The organism is Bradyrhizobium sp. CCGUVB23 (genome assembly GCF_024199885.1).
Lineage (GTDB): Bacteria > Pseudomonadota > Alphaproteobacteria > Rhizobiales > Xanthobacteraceae > Bradyrhizobium.
In genome coordinates, this window is sequence record NZ_JANADQ010000001.1 from 10,206,452 (window position 1) to 10,227,124 (window position 20,673).

The following is a 20,673-nucleotide window of genomic DNA, read 5'->3' on the forward strand; positions in this document are numbered from 1 at the left end:
CTCATGACCAAGCCGCTATTTCCAGCATTCGACGGGCTCATCACCCTCTCCCGTCGCGAAGGCGTCGATATTCGCCCCACGCTCCTGCGCGTGCTGACCGACCTTTATGTGCAGGCGAAGAGCCATAGCGGCGACGAGGAGCGGCAATTCGTCGAGCTCGCCTCGCGGCTGATCGACCAGGTCGACGATGCGACGCGCGCCGCGGTCAAGGCCCGTCTTGCGATCTATCCGGCAACACCCGCCCAGATCATGCAGAAGCTTGGGCTCCTGCCCGCGGATGAGGGCCGGCGGATTCCGCTGGCGCGCGAAATCCCCGCCCCGCCCGCCGCGTCCGCGCCCCCCCGCCTGCCGACCGATGCGGAGCTGCGGATGTCCGCGAACATGGCGATGCAACCAAAGGACGCCGCCGAGATCCACGACATGTTCTTCCGCGCCACGGCCTCGGAGCGCGCACTGATCCTGCACAATCTCGCGCAGACTCCCCTGAAGGCTGCGCCCCGCATTCCGACCGCCCGCGCCACGCGCGCCATCCAGACGCTGGAGTGGGCGGCCTATGCCGAGGACACCGAGAGCTTCACGCTGGAACTCGGCGAGAGCCTGATCCTGCCCTCGCGCGTTGCCGCGCAGATCGTGGATGATGCCGGCGGGGAAGCGCTTGCGGTCGCCGCGCGCGCGCTCGACATGCCGAGCCCCAACTTCCAGCGCATCCTCCTGTTCTTCAAGCCGGAGATCGGGACCTCGGTGAATACCGTCTACCGGCTGTCGCGGCTCTATGACCGCCTCAGCGATCGCTCGGCACTTGTGATGCTCGCCGCCTGGCGCGGCTCGACGCTCGCGGTGACGCGGGCAAAATATCAGTCGTCACTCTACGACGGCGAACGCCAGCGTGCGCGCAGCGGCGCGAGCCAGCCGCGGCCCGCGGTGCAGCCCGGCGCGATCCCGCCGATGCGGACAGGCACCGGCGGATCGGAGCGCTAGCGAGGGACGGGTTAGGTTGAATCAGTACGAGCCGGGGGTCACCTCTCCCATAGGGAGAGGTGACCCCCGGCTGTCGTCACACTCTAATCTTCACGCGCGCGCCAGTTCCAGGAAATGCCGCCCGGCGCGATCCTCCGTCTCGACGATCCAGGCGTCGGGATCGAAGCGGATTTCCTTGGTGATCCGTTCCTCGACCGCAGGCTCCGGCAAAGGCTGCGGCGCCATCGGCACGAAGAAGCGGTCGACCGGCCGGCCATCGTGGTAAACGGTCTGGGGCGCGGGCACGTACAGCATCGCATTGCCGTCAAGCAGCGACACCTTGACGAACACCGCGCCGGCCTCCTCGGCGCCGCGCCGGCGTACCGCGCCGAACACGCCCTCGGTCTGGCAGCGGCGCAAGTACGCTGCCACCCATATGTTCGATTTCAATCGCATGGACAGGACGATAGGCCAGCCGCGGAAGCAGCACCAGTGTCAGCGGCAAGCGACGGCGATTATTCGACCGGATGTCCGATCACCGCCGCGAGCTCGCGCAACAGCCGGTCGGACACCTGACCGGTCACCGGCATCTTGTGCTCGCGTTCGAATTTCTGGATCGCGGCCTGGGTTTCGCCGGAGATCGAGCCGGTCACCTTCAATTGCCCGTAGCCATATTCGGAGAGCGCGCGCTGCACGGCGGCGACGCGGCGCATTGCGGGGCTCTGCTGCGCCGGGATCGGCGCCGGCGGTCGCGCGACGACGACGGACTGCGACGGAGACGTCGTCGCCGTGGCCTTGACGAGATTGGTCAGAGGATCGGCAGACCTCGAGGTCGAGGCCGTTGCCTCGGGTGCCTTCTCGGGCGCCGGCGGCTTCTCTGCCGCCTTGGGCTCAGCGACCCGGAACTCCATCGGCTTCGGCTCGAGCGGCAGTGAATCGGCCGCGAGCGGGCGCGGCCGCGGCAACGGGTTCGACAATGCAGCGGCCGACGGCGCCGGCAAATTGATCACGGTGCCGAACATCGGAGCCGGATGGCGGCCGGTTTGCAGGAACAGCGCGTTGGCGACGATGGCACTGACCGCGGCAAAGGCCACGAGGCCGGCGAGCGTATCCTTGGGGCTGTGCAGCAGGATCCGCATCGCGAGATTGCGCTCGGTCTCGACGTCGACGACCGCCGCCTTGGCGCCACGGCGGCGCGGAGCATCCTCGTCCCTTGCAGACTTTCTAGGCACTTTTCTTCACCAAAGCCGGTTGGTCCTGAACATCATGGCGCGGCGGCGGCATCAGCGTCGCAATCTTGCTTTCGGCTTGCCGTCCTTGTGACGGCGCGCAGGCGAGCGGCAACTTGATGGTGACGGCCGTCCCCTCTCCGAGCTTGCTTTGTATCGTCAACTCGCCGAGATGCAAGGCGACGATGCTCTTCACGATCGACAATCCGAGACCCGTGCCTTCGTGGCGACGCTGATAGGTCTTGCCGGCCTGGAAGAACGGCGCGCCAATCCGTTTCAAGTCGTCGGGCGCGATGCCGACTCCGGTGTCACTGATGCGAAGGAAGAGGTGCGATGGCGAAACCGTGGCGGCAACAGTGACCTGCCCTCCGCGCTCGGTGAACTTGATCGCGTTCGAAACGAGGTTGAGCACGATCTGCTTGAAGGCGCGCGGATCGCCGATCATCACCGGCAGATCCTGCGGCGCATCGGTGATGAGATCGATGCCGTTCTCGCGCGCCTTCAGCGCGAGCAGATTGCAGCAATGCAACAACGCAGCGCGCGGCGCGAACGGTTCCGGCGAAATCTCGAACTTGCCGGATTCCATCTTCGACATGTCGAGGATGCCGTTGACGACCGACAACAGATGCTGGCCGGAAGCGTTGATGAGCTCTGCGTATTCCTTGCGCTGGGCCGCCCCTAACATCAGGGTCTGTTCCTGCGCGATCATCTCGGAGAAGCCGATGATGGCGTTGAGCGGCGTGCGCAGCTCGTGGCTCATGGTGGCGAGGAAGCGCGTCTTGGCGGCATCGGCCGCCTCCGCGGCGCTGCGGGCCTGATCGAGCGCCTGCTCCTGCATCTTGCGATCGGTGATGTCGCGCATCACTGCGACGACCTCGGGTTCGCGCGTCACGCCGCGGCCCAAATCCTGGTCGACCAAGTCCTTGTCAACCAAGTCCTGGTCAAGCGGCCGGCAGCGCATCTCGACCCAGATGAAATCGACCTGGCCGCGCTCGCTGCCGCCGATCTCCCGCCGCAGCCGGAATTCGGCGCTGCGCACGTCGCCGCGCGCGGCGTCCGACAGCGCAGTGAGGTAGGCCGGGCGGTCGGCGACATGGACGCGGTCGAACAGGCCGTGACCAGTGAGCTGGGCGACCGGCAGGCCGAGCATGGCTTCGACCGCCGGCGAGATGAACTGGACTGCGCCGTTGCGCTGATGCCGCGAGATGACGTCGCTCATATTGCGCGCCAGCAGTCGGTAGCGCTCCTCTTCGCGCGACAGCAGCGCAACGCTGGTGCGGGCCAGCGATTCAGCGCCGAAAGCGAGACCCGCCGCATAGAGCGTCGCCGACGCAACGCCGAATGCGGTGAACATGCCGCGTTCGGCCGCATTGGCCTGGTCGAGCGGCAACCAGTCGAGATGACCGGACAGGATCAAGAGCGCCGCACAGGACAGCGCCAGCACCGAGGCAAAGGCAGCTACCCGGCGCGAGGCCGACAGCGCAGCCTCCAAGGGAACGACGACCAGCCAGACTGCGGCAAACGATTCGATGCCGCCCGTGGTTACCGCCACGGCCATGATCAGTCCGGCGAGCGCCAGCGACGACAGCACATGGGCGCCTTCATAGCGGCCGGTGCGCGAAAGGAACCACGACAGAAGGATTGGCGCGATCAGCCAGGCGAAAGCCGCGACTTCGATCGCGCTGGGTGCGCCGCGCATGGCGAGATAGATCGGGAATGCAGCAAAGGCGGCGAGGCTGCCGAGAAGCCTGGGGGCCATGAAAGCCCGATGGCGTGCCCGCGTCAGCGCGTCAAAACGCGCCGAGGGATGCAACAGCGCATCGAGACAATCGCGGATGATACTCAAAACTGTCACGGGTCTCGCGCTTCGGCTCATGCATCGAAAAGACGCGCCGGAACGCCTCCTTATCGTTGAGCCACCGTGTCAGAGTGACATTAAACGAACGCTAAGGCGGTGGCGCGTGCGGCAGAACACCGTGTGATCGTGGGAAATTTTACGCGATTTGACGGTTTCATTCGCGCGGATGGTGAACGCGGGGTTTCCGCCCCCCTCGCCTTATGGTTTCGAATTGGTGGAAGGGCGCAAACGGGCGATCGCGAGCCGGCATCAATCGAAAATTTACGAGCCGTTCGATTCGTTCAAATCTCACACAAATTTTCGCCGAATTAAGCTCAACGCAATCACTTGCGATTTATCGAGGGGTGCTAGGTCGAAGGCCCGCGGGGGTGCCGCCGGCTGGATCTAACACGCAAGGTCGCACGATGCGTTTTCTGCTCCGCATCACATTCTGGCTCGGGCTGGTGCTGGTGCTTCTGCCGCGGGACAAGACTCCCGAATCGGAGAAGCTGCCGCAGGTCGGCGCCGCCGAAGCCGTCTCGGCTGCGACTGCGGCCGTCTCCGACATGAGCCAGTTCTGCAAGAGGCAGCCGGCGGCCTGTGAGGTCGGCGGACAGGCCGCGACCATCATCGGTCAGCGGGCGCAGGACGGGGCACGCAAGCTCTACCAGATCATCAATGACAAGAAGGAGCAGATTTCCAACGGCAAGAACGACAAGAGCGACAAGAAGGCGCCTGACCACACCGGCTCGATCGGCAGCATGGCTGAAGCCGATCTCGACCCGACTACGGCACAGCGCGACACCCTGACCCAGGACGACCTGGCGCTCGAATGGCGCGGGCCGGAAACGGCGAATTAGGGCCCAAACCCTATCGATTTCGCATCCTTGCGTCCCTATATTGGCCGTGAGATCACACACGGGCCATCATGACAACGATCGACGAAATCAGGGACAATTTCGAGATTCTGGACGAGTGGGACGACCGCTACCGGTACGTCATCGAGCTCGGCCGTTCCCTGGAACCGATGCCGGAGGCGGAACACTCCGCCGCGAACAAGGTGCAGGGCTGCGTCAGCCAGGTCTGGCTGTCCAAGCGGATCGATCGCGAGAACGGTACGCCGGTCCTGAAGTATCGCGGCGATAGCGACGCCCATATCGTGCGCGGGCTGGTGGCGATCCTGCTCTCGCTCTATTCCAACCGCTCACCGCAGGAGATTCTTGCGACCGACGCGCTCGTGGTGTTCGACGAGTTCGGCTTTCGCGAGCACCTGACGCCGCAGCGCTCCAACGGCCTGCGCTCAATGGTCGAACGCATCCGCACCGATGCGCGCGAGGCGCTCGCCGAGGCCTCGTGACGCAACGCTATTTGCGTTTGCGCTGCTGCTGCCCCAGCCCCATTTTCTTCGCCAGTTGCGACCGCGCCACCGCGTAGTTCGGCGCCACCATGGGATAGTCGGCCGGCAGGCCCCATTTCTCGCGATATTGTTCCGGCGTCATGTTGTACTGGGTGCGCAGATGGCGCTTCAGCGACTTGAAGCGCTTGCCGTCCTCGAGGCACACCAGATAGTCCGGCGCGATCGACTTCTTCAGCGATACCGCGGGCTTGGCCGGCTCGAGCGGCGGTTCGGTCCGACCCGCGGAGACCCGCACCAGCGCGCCATGCACCTGGCTGATCAGGTTCGGGATCTCGGCCGCCGGCGTCGGATTGTTGCTGAGATACGCCGAGACGATGTTTGCCGTCAGCTCGATGAAGTTTTTGCCCGCCGCTTCTGACACGGATGGACCTCAGGACCGCTGGTCGAGATGCGTGCGCAGCTCGTCGATCGAGGCGAAGCGCATCATGCCCTCGGGCATCTGCGCCTCGATCGAGCCGTCGGAATAGAGTGAATAGGCCATCCCGTCGACGACGCCCGATTTGAGCACGGTGATAGCCGGCTGCTCGGACGGTGGCGCCGGACGCGGCTCAGGTGCCGGCGGCGGCGCGGCTTCCGTAGAGGTCGAGGGTGTACGAAGCGGCGGGGGCGGCGGGCGGCGCGGCGGAGTTGCCTCCGGCGGCCGCATGCGTTCGGGCTTCGGCCAGGCATCTTCGAAGCTCGCCGGCGGCGGCTCTGCAGGCTCGGCAGCCACGGGCGCCGGATGCTCCTCACCCGGTGCGGCCTCCGCAGCCTTGGCCTGAGCGCGCTCGCGCTCCTTGCGCGAGGTCGAAGCGAACAAGAGATTGCGCCGGCGCGGTGCTTCAGGCGCTTCCGGCACCGGCGGCACTTCGGCGCGCGTACGCGCCGCTGCTTCATCCTGCCAGGGGGGCGGCGCAGCCGGAGACACCGGCATCGACGGCTCGAACTTGGCGGCCTCGGCCGGAACCGCTTCCGGCCCAGGCATGCCCGCAGTCGCAAGGCCCGGCGGAAGCACCGGCCTGACCCGAACCTCGGACAGTGGCGTCGTTGCGGCGAGCCGGCGGGCAATGCCCTTCAGCTCCTGCACGACGGCATACAGGCCGATCAGTAACATCCCGGAGCAGACGCCGATGGTCCCGCTGAGTATGAGAGTACTGCCGAGACTGAATTCCTTGAGCGAGATGCCCCAGAGGACCGTGAGGAGACCCGCCACAAAGGCGAAAATCCCCGCGATCAGCAATGCCAGCGTCATCGAACTCACCCCCGGCCGCGCATGAGCGCGCGACACCACCTACGCCACGATACCGTCATATCGCACGCCTCGCCAACGACCAATTGCCCTAGCCGTTCCTTAAAATAGCGAAATCAGGGACTTATTCACATTCCCTTCAGCAACATCTCGCTAGCTCTATCAAAACTCCAGGATTCGGAAATTGCTGCGTTGCATCAGGAATTTAGCCATAATGCGCAATTACTTGGAAATGGAACTGCGCTATAGGGTTCCCGGGGAAAAGGGCCGTGCGCGCCAGCACGGCCGAGAGGGGATTCCGGGTCACCGATTGCCATGACATCCATCACCACTTCGGCGATCGACACGCCTCTGGGGCGCTCGATTGAGCGGACATGCGATGACCTTGCCATGCTGGTGCTGGCGGCGGTCGCGGTCATCGCGGGGCTGACCTTCCGCGACTACGGGCTTGGCTGGGACGACTATACCCACGCCGAATATGCCGACCTCCTGCTGCGCATGTTCGGGTCCGGCTTCAAGGACACCGCGGCGCTCTCCTTCGCCAATCTCTACATGTATGGCGGCGGCTTCGACATGGTCGCGGCGCTTCTGCACAAGGTCATGCCGCTCGAGCTGTTCGAGACCCGGCGTCTCGTCGGCGCCGTCGTCGGCGTGATCGGGCTTGCGGTGACCTGGCGGCTCGCTCGCCGCGTCGGCGGACCGCTTGCCGGCCTCGCAGCACTCCTGCTGCTCGCGCTCTGCCCGATCTTCTACGGGCACATGTTCATGAACCCGAAGGATGCGCCCTTCGCGGTGGCGATGACCATCCTGATGCTCGGCCTGGTACGACTGGCCGAGGAATATCCGCAGCCCTCGCCGCGCACGATTCTGATCGTCGGCCTCGGCGCGGGCCTCTCGATCGGCACGCGCATTCTCGGGGGCCTTTCGCTCGTCTATGCGATGATCGGCTTCATGCCGCTGTTCCTGGAAGAGCTGCGCGTCGAAGGCACCCGCGAAGCGATCCGCCGCTTCGCCCATGTCGTCTACGTGCTGCTGCCCGGCCTCGTGCTCGGCTATCTCATCATGGGCATGATCTGGCCGTGGTCGATCATGGAGCCCGGCAATCCGTTCCAGGCGCTGACCTACTTCTCGCATTTCTTCGAGAAGCCCTGGAAGGAGATGTTCGACGGCGCGCTGGTGTCCGTGCCCGACATGCCCTGGTCCTATCTGCCGACGCTGTTCGCGCTGCAATTGCCCGAAGTGATGCTGTTGCTGATGATCGGCGCCGTCGTCGGCGCTCTGGTCATCCTGCCGCGCCGCGAGGTTCCGGCGCGCCGCAAGACCATCCTGTTGATGCTGACGCTAGCAGCCACGCTGCCGCTCGTGATCGCGATGGTGAAGCGGCCCGCGCTCTACAACGGCATCCGCCACTTCGTCTTCGTCATTCCGCCGATGGCCGTCCTGGGCGGCGTCGCCTTAGCCTGGACCATAGAGCGTCTGCGGGCCAATCATCGCGCCTGGCAGCCGGTCGTGCTCGCCACCTTCTGCTTCGGCCTCGCGCTGCCGCTCGCCGAGATGATCCGGCTGCATCCCTATCAATACACCCACTTCAACCATATCGCCGGCACCGTGCGCGCCGCCGACGACCGCTTCATGCTGGACTATTGGGGCCTTGCCCTGAAGCAGGCCTCCGACGAGCTGCGCGAGCAGCTCATCGAGCGGCAGGAAGTCCCGCCGCGCAATCGCAAATGGAAGGTCGCGGTGTGCGGCCCGCAGCGGCCCGCGCAGGTCGCGCTCGGTCCCGATTTCACCATCGGCTGGGATTCCAATGCCGCAGACTTCGCCATGACGCTCGGCGAGTTCTACTGCAAGGGCCTCACCGCGCCGGTCATGGTCGAGATCAAGCGCGACGACGTGGTCTTCGCCCGCGTCTACGACATCCGCGGGCGCAGCATTTCCAGCCTGCTGTCGATCCCGGCGCCGTAGTTCAGGATCATCTCCCGTAGCCGGATGAGCGCAGCGATATCAGGGGACCTGGATGGAAATCCCGCATGTCGCTTCGCTCATGCGGGCTACGCGTGACTGCCGCGCAATAGCTACCTTGCTGCGACTTCCTCGCAGGACTAGGCTCCCGCTCCGCAACAACGAGGTTCGGAGAGATTTGCCATGTCACCAGCGGAAGCGCGCCTGAAGGAAGCGCCGTCGAACATGACGGAGGCCGAGTGGCAACAGCGGGTCGATCTCGCCGCCTGCTACCGTCTCGTCGCCCTCTACGGCTGGGACGACCTGGTCGACACCCACATCTCAGCCCGCGTGCCCGGCCCCGAGCATCACTTCCTCATCAACCCCTACGGGTTGATGTTCGACGAGATCACCGCATCGAGCCTGGTCAAGGTCGACCTGCACGGCAACCAGCTCACCGAGAGCGAGTACAGCATCAACCCCGCCGGCTTCACCATCCATTCGGCGATCCATGAGGTGCGCGAGGACGCGATCTGCGTGCTGCACCTCCACACGCTCGACGGCACCGCGGTCTCCAGCAGCGCGGAAGGATTGTTGCCGCTGAACCAGACCGCGCAGCTCGTCACGCACGACCTCGCCTATCACGACTATGAAGGCATCGCGCTCGATCACGAGGAGCGGCCGCGGCTCCAGAAGGACCTCGGCGACCACAACCACATGCTCTTGCGCAACCACGGCACGCTCACGGTCGGCCGCTCGGTCGCCTCCGCGTTCGAGCGCATGTACCATCTCGAGCGCGCCTGCTCGATGCAGGTGCGTACGCGTGCCCTCGGCACGCCGGTCTATCCGGTCGAGGAGATCGCCATCGAGAAGAACACCGAGCTGTTGTCGAACCGCGATCGCGCCGAGCTGCGCGCCACCAATCTGGTATGGCCGCCTCTGCTGCGTAAGCTCGACCGCGTCAATCCGGGCTACCGGACTTGAGATTTGCGAAAATTCGTGTAGGATCTTCTGCGAACGACCTCTGCACGTTCTGGAATGAAACGCCGCCCAATCCAGGGCGGCGTTTTTATTTTGCGTAACTTCGTAGGGTGGGCAAAGCGAAGCGTGCCCACCTCTTCCGTCGCAATCTTTGAAAGATGGTGGGCACGGCGCTTCGCGCCTTTGCCCACCCTACGCACCCCGCGCCTACTTCACCTCCGCGAGCGCGGCGAGGATGCGGGCCCAGGAGCGAATGCCCTTCTGGAAGCTTTGCAGATCGTACTTTTCATTCGGCGAATGGATGTTGTCGTCGTCGAGGCCGAAGCCGACGAGCAGCGAGTCCAGCCCAAGCGTGCGCTTGAAGTCGGCGACGATCGGGATCGAGGCGCCCGAGCCCATCAGCACGGTCTCCTTACCCCATTCGTCCGTCAGTGCCTTCTTGGCGGCGGCGAGCGGCTTCATGTTCCAGTCGAGCGCGATCGCGGGCGCAGCCGAATGGTCGCCGAACTCGACCTTGCAGTCGCCCGGAATGCGCGCCGACACGTAGTCGCGGAAGGCCTTGCGGATCCTCGCGGGATCCTGCCCTTCGACCAGGCGGAACGAGACTTTCGCGGAGGCATGTGACGGGATCACCGTCTTGGAGCCTTCGCCGATGTAGCCGCCCCAGATGCCGTTGACGTCGCAGGTTGGGCGCGAGGAGGCTTGCTCGATCAGCAGCCGTCCCTTTTCGCCGGCCGGGATCGACAGGCCGATCGGCTTGAGGAACGTCTCCGGCGTCAGATTGAGCTTCTTCCACTGCTCGAGAATATCCGCGGGCAGGTCCTTCACCCCGTCATAAAAACCGGGAATGGTGATGCGGCCGTCATCGTCGAATAGCCCGCCCAAAATCTTCGTCAGCACGCGGATCGGGTTCATCGCCGCGCCGCCGAACACGCCGGAATGCAGATCGCGGTTGGCGGCGGTGATCTTCACCTCTTCATAGAGCAGGCCGCGCAGCGACGTCGTGATCGCCGGCGTGTTGCGATCCCACATGCCGGTATCGCAGACGAGCACATAGTCGGCCTTGAACTCGTCCTTGTTGGCCTCGATGAACGGCACGAAGTTCTTCGAGCCGACCTCCTCCTCGCCTTCGATCAGGAAGGTGACGTCGATGGGCAGGGAGCCCGTCACGGTCTTCCAGGCGCGGCAGGCCTCGACGAAGGTCATCACCTGCCCCTTGTCGTCCTCGGCGCCGCGCGCGACGATGATCTTGCGGCCGTCGGCATGATCGGTGACGACGGGCTCGAATGGCGGACGGTGCCAGAGATCGAGCGGATCGACCGGCTGCACGTCGTAGTGTCCATAGAACAGCACGTGCGGACGTCCGCTCGCCTTGCTCTTGCCGACGACGGCGGGATGGCCCGCGGTCGGCCTGACCTCCGTTGCAACGCCGAGGCTTGCGATGTCCTTGGCGAGATGCTCGGCCGCCGCTTTGCAATCATTGGCAAAGGCCGGGTCGGCCGAGATCGACTTGATCCGCAGCAGCGCGAACAGGCGCGTCAGGCTGTTGTCGAAATCCTTGTCGATGTGATCGAGCACGGACTGGAGCTGTGCATTGGACATTGTTTTCGTTCCTGACTTGCAGTGGTTCTCAAGGCGCTGCTTTTAGCGCCGCCGCGGCTTTCGAGCCAGACACCCGTGCGTCAGCGTCGCAGCAATCCGCCCAGCGCGCCACGCACCAGGGCGCGGCCGACCGAGCCGCCGAGCTGGCCGCCGACCGACTTGCCGAGATCGGCGACAACGCCGCCGACCACCTGATTCGTGACCGTGCGCGTCACGTCGCGTACGACACGCTGACCGGTGGTGAGCCGGCCGCGCCCGGTGTTGGTGCCGAAGATGGTGCCGACGATCGAGCCGATCTGGCCGAGGATGCCGCCCCCGCCTCCGCCCGCCGAGCCGTCAGCCGTCGCCGCCGTGCCGGCGATGCGCTTTTGCAGGATCTCATAGGCGGATTCGGCATCGATCGCGGTGTCGTATTTGCCCTTCACCGGGCTTGCATCCATGATCGCCTTGCGCTCCTCCGGCGTGATCGGCCCGATCCGCGCCGAGGGCGGACGGATCATCACCCGCTCGACCATCGAAGGCGTGCCGTTGCCTTCGAGGAAGGACACCAGCGCCTCGCCCTTGCCGAGCTCCATGATCACCTTGGTGGTGTCGAGTTTCGGATTGGGCCGGAAGGTCTGCGCCGCGGCGGCGACCGCCTTCTGGTCGCGCGGGGTGAAGGCGCGCAGCGCGTGCTGCACGCGGTTGCCGAGCTGCCCAAGCACCCGGTCGGGCACGTCGATCGGGTTTTGCGTGACGAAGTAGACGCCGACGCCCTTGGAGCGGATCAGGCGGACCACCTGCTCGATCTTGTCCATCAGCGCCTTGGGCGCGTCGTTGAACAGAAGGTGCGCCTCGTCGAAGAAGAACACCAGCTTCGGCTTGGGCAGATCGCCCGCCTCGGGCAGCTCCTCGAACAGCTCCGACAGCATCCACAACAGGAATGTCGCGTAAAGCCGTGGGCTCTGCAGCAGCTTGTCCGCGACCAGGATGTTGATCATGCCGCGGCCGTCGCGGTCGGTCTTCATGAAGTCCTTCAGCGTCAGCGCCGGCTCGCCGAAGAATTTCGTGCCGCCCTGATTCTCCAACACCAGGAGCTGGCGCTGGATGGTCCCAACGGTTGCCTTGGTGACGTTGCCGAAACCCTGGGCAGCTTTCCGGATCGGCGCCAGCGGATCTTCCCCGGCATCCGGCCCCTTCTTGCTCGTGTCGGGCACGATGGCGTCGAGCAACGCCCGCAGGTCCTTCATGTCGATCAGGGTCAGGCCATTGTCGTCGGCGACGCGGAAGGCGACGTTGAGCACACCCTCCTGCACGTCGTTGAGATCAAGCATGCGGGCCAAGAGAAGCGGGCCCATCTCGGTGACGGTCGCGCGCACGGGATGCCCCTGCTCGCCGAAGACGTCCCAAAACACCGTCGAGAACTGGTCGGGCTGGAACGTCAGCCCCATGTCAGCGGCGCGCTTGACGATGAAATCCTTGGCCTCTCCCACTTCGGAGATGCCCGAAAGGTCGCCCTTGATATCGGCGGCGAAGACCGGGACACCCGCGCGCGCAAATCCTTCCGCCATCACTTGCAGTGACACCGTCTTGCCGGTTCCGGTTGCTCCGGTGACGAGGCCATGGCGGTTGGCGAGCGCAAGCGTCAGCCAGGCGGTCTCATCTCCCTTGCCGACAAAGATCTTGTCGCCGGTATCTCCGAGCTTGATGTCTTGTGCTGCCATTACTGATTGCCTTGGTGCGGGAGTGCGATCGCAGGTTCCGTACTTTAACGTATGTTGGGTGCCGATTGAACGGGTCAACGCATTTCACGAAGCGCGCACATGCGACATTATCGGAGGCGAGACGCCTAATCCTTCGACAAAAGTCGGAACGATAAGTGCCCACCGCGGCAATTTTTCGCGGATTCCATCTTTTGCTCTTGCATCGCTGCAACACTCCCCGCGCGATTCGTCGCCGCTCATGCGTTCGTCGCTTGTAATTCTTAACGCACCGGCTCAAGATCATTTTCAGAAGCAAAGACTCCGGACTTGAACCGGCTGAGGGGCAGGCAAGATGGACGAGCTGATCGGGCGGCTGGCGACAAACGCCGGCATCGATAGTGCTGTCGCTGAAAAAACCATCGGCATTATCCTGGGTTTTCTGCGCAACGAAGGCCCTTCCGACGGCGTCCAGGCCCTGATCGACCACATTCCCGGTGCCGAAGCCGCGATTGCCGCGTCGCAAAGCGGTGGCGGTCTGTCACGCCTGATGGGCGGCGGCCTGATGGCCGTTGGTACCCGGCTGATGGGCCTTGGTCTCGGCATGTCCGACATTCAAAAGATCGCCCGTGAACTTTTTCGTTTCGGTCGAGACAAAATCGGAGCGGATCAGATGGGCAAGATCATTGCGGGGACGCCGGGCCTCAGCCAGTTCGCCTGAGGCTTTCGCACTTCATATCGAGCATCATGACATATCCCATCTCCGAGATTGAGGGCCTGTCGGCCTTCGCCGCCAGCAAGCTGAAGGCGCAGGGCATCCGCACCACCGTCGCGCTGCTCGAAGCTGCCAGCACCTTGAAGGGTCGCAAGGCGCTCTCCGCCAGGACCGGCATCAGCGAGCAGCAGCTCCTGGAATGGGCCAACGTCTCCGACTACATGCGCATTCCCGGAATGGGCAAGGCCAAGGTCAACCTCGTCCGCGCCGCCGGCGTCACCACCGTCCGCGAGCTCGCCTATCGCAACCCGTCGCGGCTGGCGCAGAACATGCGCGCGGTGAACGAGAAGCGGAAGCTGGTCCGCGTTCTGCCGTCGGAGAAGTCCGTCGGCGACCTCATCGCCAAGGCCCGCAAGCTGCCGCCGAAGATTTCGTATTAGCTTATTCCTTCATCCTGAGGCGCGAGAGCAGCGGCGCAATTGCGCTGCTGCGTGAGCCTCGAAGGATGAACGGCCGAGATGCAGCAGCAGGGCCGTTCATCCTTCGAGGCCAACGCTTCGCTCCGGCACCTCAGGATGACGGTCGCCTCCTCTTCCCGTCTTGACTCGCCGTTCCCGACCGCGCAAAGCGACCGCATGAGCGCCTCGCCCTCGCACCCTGCCCCGTCCACTGCCCCATGGCTGCAGACGCTGCTGGCCAGGCCGGTCCCGGCCGTGATGGGCGTGCTCAACGTCACCCCGGATTCCTTCTCTGACGGTGGGCAATTCATCGCGCCCGACGAGGCGCTGGCGCGGGCGCGCACCATGATCGCCGATGGCGCCGACATCATCGACATCGGCGCGGAATCCACCCGGCCCTACAAGGGCGCCCAGCCGGTCACAGCGGAGGAGGAGTTGCGGCGGCTAAAACCTGTCCTCGCCGACATCGTCGCGCTCGGCGTGCCGGTCTCGATCGACAGCATGAAGTCGGAGGTCGTGGCCTTCGCACTGGACCAGGGCGTCGCGATCGCCAACGACGTCTGGGGCCTGCAGCGTGATGCCGGCATGGCGGCGGTAGTAGCGGCGAAAAAAATCCCCGTCATCGTGATGCACAACCGCGATAGCGTCGACCCTGCCATCGAGATCATGCAGGACATGACCGCGTTCTTTCAGCGCTCGCTCGACATCGCGGCGAAGGCAGGCATCCCTGAGGACTACATCGTGCTCGACCCCGGCATCGGCTTCGGCAAGACGCCTGACCAGAGCATGACAGCACTGGCGCGCCTCAACGAGCTCAGTGCCTTCGGGCTGCCGGTGCTGGTCGGCGCCTCGCGCAAGCGCTTCATCGCATCGGTATCTCCGTCGGAGCCGCAGCAGCGGCTCGGCGGCTCGATCGCCGCCCATCTCATCGCCGCGCAGCGCGGCGCGCGGATCATCCGCACCCATGACGTCGCCGAGACCCTGCAAGCCCTGCGGGTCGCCACCGCCATCGAGAGCAAGCCATGACCGATACGATCTTCGTCACCGGCCTCGTGATCCATGCCCGCCACGGCGTGATGGAGCATGAGACCGAGGTCGGCCAGCGCTTCGTCATCGACCTCGAGCTCTACGCCGACCTCCAGGAATCCTCGCGCACTGACCGGCTAGCTGACACCGTCTCCTATGCCGACGTGGTCGCGACCACGACGGCCGCGTTCAAGAACACCAACTACAAGCTCTTGGAGCGCGCGGCCGGTGCAGTGGCCGATGCCATCCTGTCGCATTTTTCGCGCATCCGTGCGGTGAAGGTTACCGTGCACAAGCCGCATGCGCCGATCGCCGCCATCTTCGATGACGTCGGCGTGGTGCTGACGCGCTCGCGGCACCCGGCTCATGGCTAGTGGCCCGATTCTACATTCGCACACCCTCGCGGAGGCACGTTTGCGAATGTCAGAATCAAAGGGCCACTAGCAACTTTATTGTTTGCTGGCGGACCGGATTTGACGTTCGCAGAAGGAAGCTCGGCAAATGGAGAGCGAACGTCAAATCCGGTCCGCTAGCGCGCTAATCGCGCTGGGCGGCAACGTCGGCGACGTCCGTGCGACGTTCAAGGACGCGATCCCGGACATCTGCGGCATGGCGCTGGCAAAGCTGCTCGCGCGCTCATCCGACTATTCCACTCCGCCCTGGGGCGATGAGGACCAGGCACCCTTCATCAACGCCTGCATCGCGATCGAGACCGCGCTCGATCCGCTTGCGCTGCTATCCGTGCTGCAAAAGGTCGAGCAGAGCTTTGGCCGTACGCGAGCCAAGGAGCGGCGCTGGGGGCCGCGCACACTCGATCTCGACCTGATCGCCTATGACGATGTGTCCTTGCGAACGCCGGAGCTGACGCTGCCGCATCCGCGCCTGTTCGAGCGCGCCTTCGTGCTGGTGCCGCTCGCCGAAATCGCGCCCGACCGCATGATTGGCGGCACCCGCGTTCGCGACGGCCTCGCCAGCGTCTCAGCACAAGGAATCGTGCGGCTTCCGGATACCGGTTAACCAAAAACAACCGTTTGCAGGGGCGGCCGGCCGTGGCAATTTCGCCCCCAAACGACGAAAACGGATTTTTCCGGGAGTTTCCTGCCGAATGACCTCCGCGACCGACGATCTGCCGCTGGCGGCGGATTTCCCGCAGGCGAGTTACGAGGATTGGCGCAAGCTGGTCGATGGCGTGCTGAAGGGCGCGCCGTTCGAAAAGCTCGTCGGCAAGACGTATGATGGCTTGAAGATCGATCCGCTCTACCCGCGCGCGAAGGATGTCGCGGCCGTGGTGGGACGGGCGGCGGCCGCGCCCTGGGAGGTGATGCAGCGGATCGACCATCCCGATGCAACGCAGGCAAACGCGCAGGCGCTCGCGGATCTCGAGAATGGCGCGACGGGTCTGGCGCTGGTGTTCGCCGGCGGCAACGGCAGCCATGGCTTTGGCCTGGAACCGACGGCGGATGCGGTCGCGAAGGTTCTGAAGGATGTTCACCTCGATGCCGGCATCGGCATCGAGCTTCAGGTCGGCCCGCAATCGCGGATGGCCGCGATCCATGTTGCGGAATATGTGAAGAGCAAGGGCATCGATCCTGCGGCCTGCGACATCCGCTTTGGCCTCGATCCACTCGCGGCCTGCGCGGTCTGGGGTCACAGCCCCTACGCCTGGGAGGAGATCGTTCCCGCGGTGACCTCTGGGATCAAGGGCCTCGCAGCGCTCGGCTTCAAGGGACCGTTCGCCTCCGCAGATGGACGCGTGATCCATGATGCCGGCGGATCGGAGGTGCAGGAGCTCGCCTTCGTGCTCGCCTGCGGCGTTGCGTATTTGCGCGCGATCGAAGGCGTCGGCGTTCCGCTCGAGGAGGCCCAAGGCATGGTCTATGCGCGGCTTGCGGCCGACGCCGACCAATTCCTGACCATGGCAAAGTTCCGCGCGCTGCGGCTATTGTGGGCGCGCATCGAGCAGGCTTGCGGCTTGACGCCGAAGCCGCTGTTCATCACGGCCGACACCGCCTGGCGCATGCTGACGCAGCGCGACCCCTACGTGAACATGCTGCGCGCGACCATGGCGACATTCGCCGCGGGGCTCGCCGGCGCCAACGCAATCACGGTGCTGCCGCACACGCTGGCGCTCGGCCTGCCCGATCCGTTCGCACGGCGCGTGGCGCGCAACACGCAGCTCGTGCTGATCGAGGAGAGCAATCTCGCAAAGGTCGCCGATCCCGCCGCGGGCGCAGGCGGCATCGAGACGCTCACGGCGCAGCTTTGCGAGGCCGCCTGGGCGCTGTTCCAGGAAACCGAAAAAGCTGGCGGCGCCTTTGCCACGCTTCAGCAAGGCCTGATCCAGGGCAAGGTCGCCGCAACGCGCAAGGCGCGCGAGACCAACATCGCAAAGCGCCGCGACGTGCTGACTGGCGCGAGCGAGTTTCCGAACCTGCAAGAGAGCGACGTGGCCCTGCTGCCGGCGACGCCCGTCGCTCTTGCGCCCTACGGCGAGCAAAAGTTCAAATTCGACCCGCTTGCGCCGATCCGCCTTGCGGAACCTTTCGAGGCGCTGCGCGACAAATCCGACGCAAAGCTGAAGGCAAGCGGCGCGCGACCAAAGGTGTTTCTGGCCAATCTCGGCACGGCGGCCGATTTCACCGCGCGCGCAACCTTCGCAAAGAGTTTCTTCGAAGCCGGCGGCATCTTGGCGGTCGACAGCGAGGGCTTTGCCGATCCGGCAAAGCTTGCAGCCGCCTTCAAGGCGTCGGGCGCCGAGCTCGCCTGCCTTTGTTCCAGCGACAAGGTCTACGCGGCCCATGGAGAAGCTGCGGCCAAGGCCCTGCAAAGCGCTGATACGAAGCATATCTATCTGGCAGGCCGGCCGGGCGAGAACGAAACCGCGTTGCGCTCGGCCGGCGTCAGCGGATTCATCTTCGCCGGTGCCGATGCGCTGGCCATGCTGCAAGACGCCTATCGACGGATGGAGCAGGCATGACCGAGACGAAAAAACCCGTTCTCACCGGCGGCTGCCAATGCGGCGCGGTACGCTTTGCGACCACGACCGCGCCGAACAAAATCAGTATCTGCCACTGCCGGATGTGCCAGAAGGCGAGCGGCGCGCCGTTCGCCTCCTTCGCCGATATCAACAGGACGGACTTTTCCTGGACCAAGGGACAGCCGTCGTTCTTCCGCTCCTCCACCATCGCCGAGCGCGGCTATTGCGCGGCTTGCGGCACGCCGCTGAGTTTCGGCCGCATCGACGGCGAGCGGATCGAGATCATGACCGGCGCCTTCGACCGCCCGGATCACGTGGTGCCGACGCGGCAATACGGAACTGAATCCCGGCTCGGTTGGGTCGTCGGAATCGCCAACCTGCCAAGCCAGACCACGCAGCAGAATTACGGGCCGGAGAAGATGGCGACCATCGTCAGCTATCAGCATCCGGATCATGATTGAGAGCGAAAGAGTCGAGGCAGCAACTCTGATAGGCTATACCATGCTTCGGTTGTTCGGAGAGACGTTGCTAGGTTTGGCGGAATGGAAGCTCGGAACACTGCTTGCGCGGCTGCTCTGGAGCGGAACTGGTGTGATGACTGAGAGCCGATTGGACGATCCGGTCTACAAGAAGAATGTGCAAAGGCTGATCGAGCACCATCGCAGGTTTGAGGACTCCAAGAGATGAGCCGCATTCCCAATTTCGCCGATGTCGCCTTCGAGCGGACCATAACCGGCGCTCCGACCGGAAGCGCCGAGCCATGGCTGACCCCTGAGGGCATACCGGTGAAGAGCGCCTATGGCGAAGCCGATCTCGCCGGCCTCGACTTCCTCGATACGTACCCCGGCATCGCGCCCTACCTGCGCGGCCCCTACCCGACCATGTATGTCAACCAGCCGTGGACGGTCAGGCAGTATGCCGGCTTCTCCACGGCGGAGGATTCCAACGCCTTCTATCGTCGCAACCTCGCGGCCGGACAGAAGGGCCTCTCGGTCGCCTTCGATCTCGCGACCCATCGCGGCTATGATTCCGACCATCCGCGCGTCGGCGGCGACGTCGGCATGGCCGGTGTCGCCATCGATTCCATCTACGACATGCGCACGCTGTTTGCCGGCATCCCGCTCGACCGGATGAGCGTGTCCATGACCATGAACGGCGCGGTGCTGCCGATCCTCGCACTGTTCGTGGTGGCGGCCGAAGAACAGGGCGTGCCGCCGGAAAAACTCTCCGGCACCATTCAGAACGATATCTTAAAAGAATTCATGGTGCGCAACACCTACATCTATCCGCCGAGCCCATCGATGAGGATCATCTCCGACATCTTCGCCTTCACCTCCTCGAGGATGCCGAAGTTCAATTCGATCTCGATCTCCGGCTATCACATGCAGGAGGCCGGCGCGACGCAGGATCTCGAGCTTGCCTATACGCTCGCCGACGGCGTCGAATATCTGCGTGCGGGCCTTGCTGCCGGGCTCGACGTCGACCGCTTCGCGCCGCGCCTGTCGTTCTTCTGGGCGATAGGCATGAACTTCTTTATGGAAGTCGCCAAGATGCGCGCCGCGCGCCTGCTCTGGGCGAAGCTGCTCAAGCCGTTCAACCCCAGGGATCCGCGTTCGCTCTCGCTGCGTACCCATTGCCAGACCTCCGGCTGGTCGCTGACCGCGCAGGACGTCTTCAACAACGTCATGCGCACGACGGTGGAGGCGATGGCGGCGACACAAGGCCACACCCAGTCGCTGCACACCAACGCGCTCGACGAAGCGCTCGCGCTGCCGACCGACTTTTCCGCGCGCATCGCCCGCAACACCCAGCTCTTCCTGCAGCAGGAGAGCGGCACCGCGCGCATCATCGACCCCTGGGGCGGGTCCTATTATGTCGAGCGGCTGACGCGTGACCTCGCCGCCAAGGCCTGGGGCCATATCCAGGAGGTCGAGGAGCTCGGCGGCATGGCCAAGGCCATCGAAGCCGGCGTGCCGAAACTGCGCATCGAGGAGGCGTCCGCCAAGACGCAGGCCCGGATCGATGCGGGCAAGCAGGCGGTGATCGGCGTCAACAAGTACAAGCCGTCGGACGAAACGCCGATCGAGATCCTCAAAGTTGACAACACCAATGTCCGGCGCCTGCAGATCGACAAGCTGACGCGGCTCAAATCCGAGCGCAACCAGAGGGACGTCGAAGCCGCGCTCGCCGCGTTGACGCGCTCGGCGGGCGAAGGCAACGGTAATCTGCTCGCGCTCGCGATCGACGCGGCGCGCGCGAAAGCAACGGTCGGCGAAATTTCCGACGCGATGGAAAAGGTGTTCGGCCGCCACCGTGCCGAGATCAAGTCCATCACCGGCGTCTACAAGCGGGAGGCGTCCGCCATGGGCAGCCAGGTTGAACAGGTGCAGGCGCTGATCGACGCCTTCGAGGAGGCGGAAGGCCGCCGTCCGCGCATTCTCGTCGCCAAGATCGGCCAGGATGGCCACGACCGCGGGCAGAAGGTGATCGCCTCAGCCTTTGCCGATATCGGCTTCGACGTCGACATCGGGCCGCTGTTTGCGACCGCCGATGAAGCCGCGCGCCAGGCGGTCGAGAACGACGTGCACATCCTCGGCGTCTCCTCGCTCGCCGCGGCCCACCTCAC

The 20,673-nt window shown here is 64.7% G+C and carries 21 protein-coding genes; 14 read left to right on the forward strand and 7 right to left on the reverse strand.

Translation table 11 applies throughout. The features are described from left to right. The first annotated feature begins 3 nt into the window (after positions 1–3). A complete protein-coding gene (locus NLN62_RS48015; RefSeq protein ID WP_027528127.1) occupies positions 4–978 on the forward strand; it encodes a DUF2336 domain-containing protein in 975 nt (324 codons plus the stop codon). Between the two features lie 90 nt (positions 979–1,068). Here the strand turns inward: NLN62_RS48015 and NLN62_RS48020 are convergent, their stop codons facing one another. Genes NLN62_RS48020 through NLN62_RS48030 form a run of 3 tightly spaced genes read right to left on the reverse strand, consistent with a single transcriptional unit; the run spans position 1,069 to position 4,062 of the window. Beyond that, positions 1,069–1,413, reverse strand: a complete 345-nt coding sequence (locus NLN62_RS48020) for a DUF1491 family protein (protein ID WP_027528128.1) — start codon at positions 1,411–1,413, stop codon at positions 1,069–1,071. A 59-nt stretch (positions 1,414–1,472) separates the two neighbouring features. Then, the gene (locus NLN62_RS48025; protein WP_254113299.1) at positions 1,473–2,189 is read right to left on the reverse strand and encodes a peptidoglycan-binding domain-containing protein; all 717 of its coding nucleotides are present in this window, start codon (positions 2,187–2,189) and stop codon (positions 1,473–1,475) included. Further along, positions 2,182–4,062 (reverse strand): PAS domain-containing sensor histidine kinase, encoded by a 1,881-nt coding sequence (locus tag NLN62_RS48030; protein WP_254113300.1) that lies wholly within the window; start codon positions 4,060–4,062, stop codon positions 2,182–2,184. Before NLN62_RS48030 ends, NLN62_RS48025 begins: the two co-directional genes overlap by 8 nt. A gap of 386 nt (positions 4,063–4,448) precedes the next feature. Here NLN62_RS48030 and NLN62_RS48035 point away from each other — a divergent pair, with 386 nt between their 5' ends. Further along, on the forward strand, positions 4,449–4,883 hold the full coding sequence (locus tag NLN62_RS48035) for a DUF5330 domain-containing protein (protein WP_254113301.1): 435 nt from the start codon (positions 4,449–4,451) through the stop codon (positions 4,881–4,883). Between the two features lie 68 nt (positions 4,884–4,951). Continuing rightward, the gene (locus NLN62_RS48040) at positions 4,952–5,380 is read left to right on the forward strand and encodes a SufE family protein (RefSeq protein WP_027528132.1); all 429 of its coding nucleotides are present in this window, start codon (positions 4,952–4,954) and stop codon (positions 5,378–5,380) included. Between the two features lie 7 nt (positions 5,381–5,387). Here the strand turns inward: NLN62_RS48040 and NLN62_RS48045 are convergent, their stop codons facing one another. Both NLN62_RS48045 and NLN62_RS48050 read right to left on the reverse strand, forming a co-directional pair. Continuing rightward, positions 5,388–5,801 carry a MucR family transcriptional regulator gene (locus NLN62_RS48045; RefSeq protein WP_027528133.1) on the reverse strand — a complete coding sequence of 138 codons (414 nt, stop codon included), beginning with the start codon at positions 5,799–5,801 and terminating at the stop codon, positions 5,388–5,390. A 9-nt stretch (positions 5,802–5,810) separates the two neighbouring features. After that, positions 5,811–6,671 carry a DUF308 domain-containing protein gene (locus NLN62_RS48050; RefSeq protein ID WP_254113302.1) on the reverse strand — a complete coding sequence of 287 codons (861 nt, stop codon included), beginning with the start codon at positions 6,669–6,671 and terminating at the stop codon, positions 5,811–5,813. 312 nt (positions 6,672–6,983) lie between these two features. On the opposite strand from NLN62_RS48050, the gene NLN62_RS48055 reads away from it, so the two are divergent. Beyond that, a complete protein-coding gene (locus NLN62_RS48055; protein ID WP_254113303.1) occupies positions 6,984–8,633 on the forward strand; it encodes a glycosyltransferase family 39 protein in 1,650 nt (549 codons plus the stop codon). Between the two features lie 180 nt (positions 8,634–8,813). Beyond that, positions 8,814–9,593: a class II aldolase/adducin family protein gene (locus NLN62_RS48060; RefSeq protein ID WP_027528136.1), complete on the forward strand. Its 780-nt coding sequence runs from the start codon at positions 8,814–8,816 to the stop codon at positions 9,591–9,593. Between the two features lie 204 nt (positions 9,594–9,797). On the opposite strand, the gene NLN62_RS48065 is transcribed toward NLN62_RS48060, so the two are convergent. Then, positions 9,798–11,192 (reverse strand): M20/M25/M40 family metallo-hydrolase, encoded by a 1,395-nt coding sequence (locus tag NLN62_RS48065; protein ID WP_027528137.1) that lies wholly within the window; start codon positions 11,190–11,192, stop codon positions 9,798–9,800. Positions 11,193–11,272: 80 nt separating this feature from the next. Beyond that, positions 11,273–12,895 carry a helicase HerA-like domain-containing protein gene (locus tag NLN62_RS48070; RefSeq protein ID WP_027528138.1) on the reverse strand — a complete coding sequence of 541 codons (1,623 nt, stop codon included), beginning with the start codon at positions 12,893–12,895 and terminating at the stop codon, positions 11,273–11,275. Between the two features lie 331 nt (positions 12,896–13,226). On the opposite strand from NLN62_RS48070, the gene NLN62_RS48075 reads away from it, so the two are divergent. The 9 genes from NLN62_RS48075 to scpA all read left to right on the forward strand — a co-directional run. Then, entirely contained in the window at positions 13,227–13,592 is a 366-nt protein-coding gene (locus NLN62_RS48075) for a hypothetical protein (RefSeq protein WP_027528139.1), read from the forward strand. A 26-nt stretch (positions 13,593–13,618) separates the two neighbouring features. After that, positions 13,619–14,026: a DUF4332 domain-containing protein gene (locus NLN62_RS48080; protein WP_027528140.1), complete on the forward strand. Its 408-nt coding sequence runs from the start codon at positions 13,619–13,621 to the stop codon at positions 14,024–14,026. Between the two features lie 195 nt (positions 14,027–14,221). Beyond that, positions 14,222–15,070 (forward strand): dihydropteroate synthase, encoded by an 849-nt coding sequence (folP, locus tag NLN62_RS48085; protein WP_027528141.1) that lies wholly within the window; start codon positions 14,222–14,224, stop codon positions 15,068–15,070. After that, a complete protein-coding gene (gene folB, locus NLN62_RS48090) occupies positions 15,067–15,444 on the forward strand; it encodes a dihydroneopterin aldolase (RefSeq protein WP_027528142.1) in 378 nt (125 codons plus the stop codon). The genes folP and folB overlap by 4 nt, the downstream gene beginning before the upstream one ends. A 127-nt stretch (positions 15,445–15,571) precedes the next feature. Next, on the forward strand, positions 15,572–16,087 hold the full coding sequence (gene folK / locus NLN62_RS48095; RefSeq protein WP_254113304.1) for a 2-amino-4-hydroxy-6-hydroxymethyldihydropteridine diphosphokinase: 516 nt from the start codon (positions 15,572–15,574) through the stop codon (positions 16,085–16,087). Between the two features lie 88 nt (positions 16,088–16,175). Continuing rightward, positions 16,176–18,047 carry a methylmalonyl-CoA mutase family protein gene (locus NLN62_RS48100; protein ID WP_027528144.1) on the forward strand — a complete coding sequence of 624 codons (1,872 nt, stop codon included), beginning with the start codon at positions 16,176–16,178 and terminating at the stop codon, positions 18,045–18,047. Continuing rightward, positions 18,044–18,508: a GFA family protein gene (locus tag NLN62_RS48105; protein ID WP_027528145.1), complete on the forward strand. Its 465-nt coding sequence runs from the start codon at positions 18,044–18,046 to the stop codon at positions 18,506–18,508. The genes NLN62_RS48100 and NLN62_RS48105 overlap by 4 nt, the downstream gene beginning before the upstream one ends. Continuing rightward, complete coding sequence (locus NLN62_RS48110; protein WP_254113305.1) at positions 18,501–18,734, forward strand: hypothetical protein; 234 nt, start codon at positions 18,501–18,503, stop codon at positions 18,732–18,734. The genes NLN62_RS48105 and NLN62_RS48110 overlap by 8 nt, the downstream gene beginning before the upstream one ends. Beyond that, positions 18,731–20,673: methylmalonyl-CoA mutase (gene scpA, locus NLN62_RS48115; protein ID WP_254113306.1), on the forward strand; the 1,943-nt coding region annotated here is incomplete at its 3' end. The genes NLN62_RS48110 and scpA, both read left to right, overlap by 4 nt.

Excerpts from the sequence above, each read along its gene's own strand:
- NLN62_RS48015 (WP_027528127.1), top strand. The coding sequence starts at position 4 with ATGACCAAGCCGCTATTTCCAGCATTCGACGGGCTCATCACCCTCTCC.
- NLN62_RS48020 (WP_027528128.1), bottom strand. The coding sequence starts at position 1,413 with ATGCGATTGAAATCGAACATATGGGTGGCAGCGTACTTGCGCCGCTGC.
- NLN62_RS48030 (WP_254113300.1), bottom strand. The coding sequence starts at position 4,062 with ATGAGCCGAAGCGCGAGACCCGTGACAGTTTTGAGTATCATCCGCGAT.
- NLN62_RS48035 (WP_254113301.1), top strand. The coding sequence starts at position 4,449 with ATGCGTTTTCTGCTCCGCATCACATTCTGGCTCGGGCTGGTGCTGGTG.
- NLN62_RS48040 (WP_027528132.1), top strand. The coding sequence starts at position 4,952 with ATGACAACGATCGACGAAATCAGGGACAATTTCGAGATTCTGGACGAG.
- NLN62_RS48050 (WP_254113302.1), bottom strand. The coding sequence starts at position 6,671 with ATGACGCTGGCATTGCTGATCGCGGGGATTTTCGCCTTTGTGGCGGGT.
- NLN62_RS48055 (WP_254113303.1), top strand. The coding sequence starts at position 6,984 with ATGACATCCATCACCACTTCGGCGATCGACACGCCTCTGGGGCGCTCG.
- NLN62_RS48060 (WP_027528136.1), top strand. The coding sequence starts at position 8,814 with ATGTCACCAGCGGAAGCGCGCCTGAAGGAAGCGCCGTCGAACATGACG.
- NLN62_RS48065 (WP_027528137.1), bottom strand. The coding sequence starts at position 11,192 with ATGTCCAATGCACAGCTCCAGTCCGTGCTCGATCACATCGACAAGGAT.
- NLN62_RS48070 (WP_027528138.1), bottom strand. The coding sequence starts at position 12,895 with ATGGCAGCACAAGACATCAAGCTCGGAGATACCGGCGACAAGATCTTT.
- NLN62_RS48075 (WP_027528139.1), top strand. The coding sequence starts at position 13,227 with ATGGACGAGCTGATCGGGCGGCTGGCGACAAACGCCGGCATCGATAGT.
- NLN62_RS48080 (WP_027528140.1), top strand. The coding sequence starts at position 13,619 with ATGACATATCCCATCTCCGAGATTGAGGGCCTGTCGGCCTTCGCCGCC.
- folP (WP_027528141.1), top strand. The coding sequence starts at position 14,222 with ATGAGCGCCTCGCCCTCGCACCCTGCCCCGTCCACTGCCCCATGGCTG.
- folB (WP_027528142.1), top strand. The coding sequence starts at position 15,067 with ATGACCGATACGATCTTCGTCACCGGCCTCGTGATCCATGCCCGCCAC.
- folK (WP_254113304.1), top strand. The coding sequence starts at position 15,572 with ATGGAGAGCGAACGTCAAATCCGGTCCGCTAGCGCGCTAATCGCGCTG.
- NLN62_RS48100 (WP_027528144.1), top strand. The coding sequence starts at position 16,176 with ATGACCTCCGCGACCGACGATCTGCCGCTGGCGGCGGATTTCCCGCAG.
- NLN62_RS48105 (WP_027528145.1), top strand. The coding sequence starts at position 18,044 with ATGACCGAGACGAAAAAACCCGTTCTCACCGGCGGCTGCCAATGCGGC.
- NLN62_RS48110 (WP_254113305.1), top strand. The coding sequence starts at position 18,501 with ATGATTGAGAGCGAAAGAGTCGAGGCAGCAACTCTGATAGGCTATACC.